The 2,505-nt window shown below is 69.0% G+C and carries 2 protein-coding genes; both read left to right on the top strand.

The genetic code is table 11. The annotated features are described in order from the left end of the window. Positions 1 to 119: 119 nt before the first annotated feature. On the top strand, positions 120 to 968 hold the full coding sequence (locus M622_RS37765) for a tyrosine-type recombinase/integrase (protein ID WP_031347534.1): 849 nt from the start codon (positions 120 to 122) through the stop codon (positions 966 to 968). Positions 969 to 980: 12 nt separating this feature from the next. Then, positions 981 to 2,165: an IS91 family transposase gene (locus M622_RS37760; RefSeq protein ID WP_021250920.1), complete on the top strand. Its 1,185-nt coding sequence runs from the start codon at positions 981 to 983 to the stop codon at positions 2,163 to 2,165. The last annotated feature ends 340 nt before the right edge of the window (positions 2,166 to 2,505 follow it).

Raw genomic sequence — 2,505 nt, 5'->3', positions numbered from 1 at the left:
GTTGAACTAAACCGCTGACGCGGTGGCCGCGAACCCAAGCGCCACCGCGTTTTTCATGACGTCTGCGCCGACGACCTACCTTGAAACCGGGGATGTCCCCGTGTTCAAGGAGAAGTGTCATGAGCCCCTTACGTCAGCAGATGATCGACGCGATGGTGCTGCGCGGATTGGCACGGCGCACGCAGCAGGCCTACCTGTCGGTGGTGGCGCAGTTGGCCGCGTACTACCACTGCAGTCCCGACCGCCTCGATGCCGCGCAGGTGAAGGCCTGGCTGCTGCACCGGATCACCGAGCGGCACCTGGCCTACACGACCGTGAACCAGGCCGTGTGCGCCCTGAAGTTCTTCTTCGACATCGTGCTGGGCCGCACGGCCGAGGCCATCACGATTCCCTACGCGCACACGCCGCAGCGTCAGCCGGAGATCCTGTCGCGCGAGGAACTGGCGCGACTGTTCGAGGCGGCCGCCAATCTGCGCACGCGCACACTGTTGATGACGGCCTACGCGGCCGGACTGCGGGTGTCCGAGGTGTGCGCGCTACGCGTCGCCGACATCGACAGCGCACCGGATCGCATGTGCATCCGGGTGGTGGCGGGCAAGGGTGGCAAGGATCGCTACACGCTGCTCAGCCCGAGCCTGCTCGAAGCGCTGCGCGTCTATTGGCGCATCTGCAAACCCCGCGTCTGGCTGTTCCCTCGCGCCACCGACGCCGCCCAGCCGTTCGACATCAGCAGTGCGCAACGTGCGTACTACCGTGCCCGCGACCGGGCTGGTATCACCAAGACGGGCGGCATCCACACGCTGCGCCACGCCTTCGCCACCCATCTGCTCGAGGCCGGCGTCGATCTGGCCACGCTCGCGAAGCTCCTGGGCCACGGCCACCTGTCGACCACGCAGCGCTACCTGCATCTGGCGCGTCCGGGTTCAATCCCCCACGACAGCCCGCTCGATCTGCTGCGCCGGCTCTGAGGCCGAGCGGCCATGGACCGGCCCACGCTGGCCGGCATCCTGCGCACGCACGGCAGCACCTACCGCCGGAGCCATGCTCTGTCGCCCACCCAGGCGCGGGCCTGGCGGGCGATCGTCGACTGCCGTACGGCGGCGCTCGGCGGCGTACGTGAGCGTTGTGCAAACTGCGGCGCCGAGCGCCATGTCTGGCGTTCGTGTCGCAACCGCCATTGCCCGCAGTGCCAGACGCGGGCCAAGGAGGCCTGGCGCGCGGCGCGCCTGCGCGAAGTGCTGCCGGTGCCCTACGCGCACTGGGTGTTCACGCTGCCCCACGCGCTCAATCCACTGGCGATCCGGCATCCGCGCTGGCTCTACGGCGCGTTGTTCGACAGTGCGGCGGCCACCTTGCTTGAGCTCGCCGCCAACCCGCGCTGGCTGGGCGCCGTGCCTGGCTTCAGCCTCGTACTCCACACCTGGAGTCAGGATCTGCGCGTGCACCTGCATGTGCACGCCCTGATCACCTGTGGCGGGCTCGACGCCGAGGGCAGATGGCGCATACCGGCACGCGGCACGCACTTCCTGTTTCCGATCCAGGCCGCCTCGAAGGTGTTTCGCGGCAAGTTCCTCGCGCGGCTCGACGCTGCCCACCGCAGCGGCGAGCTGCCCGACGATCCGCAAGGTGCGCCGGGTGCATGGCAAGACAGGCGCCGTGCGCTGCTCGTGCATGACTGGGTGGTCTACGCCAAGCCGCCGCCGGGCGGGCCCGCCCAAGTGCTCGACTACCTTGCCCGTTACACGCACCGCGTGGCGCTCTCGAACGACCGCCTTCTCGGCTGCGAGGTGGGGCAGGTGCGCCTTCGGGCGCGCGACAACGCGACCGGCGGCAAGCGTACGGTCAGCCTGCCGACCGACACCTTCATCGGACGCTTCCTGCGCCACGTGCTGCCGGCCGGCTTCAAGCGCCTGCGCCACTACGGGCTGCTCGCCTGCGGCCACAAGCGGGCCCGGCTTGCCGCCGCCCGTGCGGCACTCCAGACGCCGGCACCACAAGCGGCGGTGATCGAAGCAGCCGAGGACTTCCTCGCCCGCGTCAGCGGGGAGGATCCGCGATGCTGCCCGCACTGTAGGGTCGGGCGTTGGCAAACGGTCGAGATCGTCATGGCTCGCCGGTACGATCCGCCCGCACCGGCGCCGCGCTGTCGGGATGGGCCGCGATGAACACTCACGCGCCCCCGTCTCAATCCTCGCTGATGCGGCTTTCGCACCGGCAGGCCGTGGCACGTTCCCAGACTGGCGAACGCGACCGACACCGCACACCCGACGCACGCCCGGCACTCGATTACGGCCGATTACGGCGATCGTCGCGAGCGCTGAGCCGGGACCGGCCACTCGCTGATGCCAAGATCCAGTCGCGCCCTATCCAATGTGGATGAGGCGCGCGTAGAATCCCCAGCATCACCGCCTAAGCGGCGGTTCAGTTCAACAAGGCTTATCCCTCGCGGCAGGCGCCCGCGCACTGAACGGCGCTTGCGGCGCGAGGGATAAACCCTATTCGTTA

This window comes from Thauera terpenica 58Eu, assembly GCF_000443165.1.
Lineage (GTDB): Bacteria > Pseudomonadota > Gammaproteobacteria > Burkholderiales > Rhodocyclaceae > Thauera > Thauera terpenica.
Note: the sequence above shows the minus strand (reverse complement) of the source record. Positions and strands in the feature narration are given on the sequence as shown.

Coding starts and splice junctions, on each gene's coding strand:
- M622_RS37765 (WP_031347534.1), top strand. CDS start 120: ATGAGCCCCTTACGTCAGCAGATGATCGACGCGATGGTGCTGCGCGGA.
- M622_RS37760 (WP_021250920.1), top strand. CDS start 981: ATGGACCGGCCCACGCTGGCCGGCATCCTGCGCACGCACGGCAGCACC.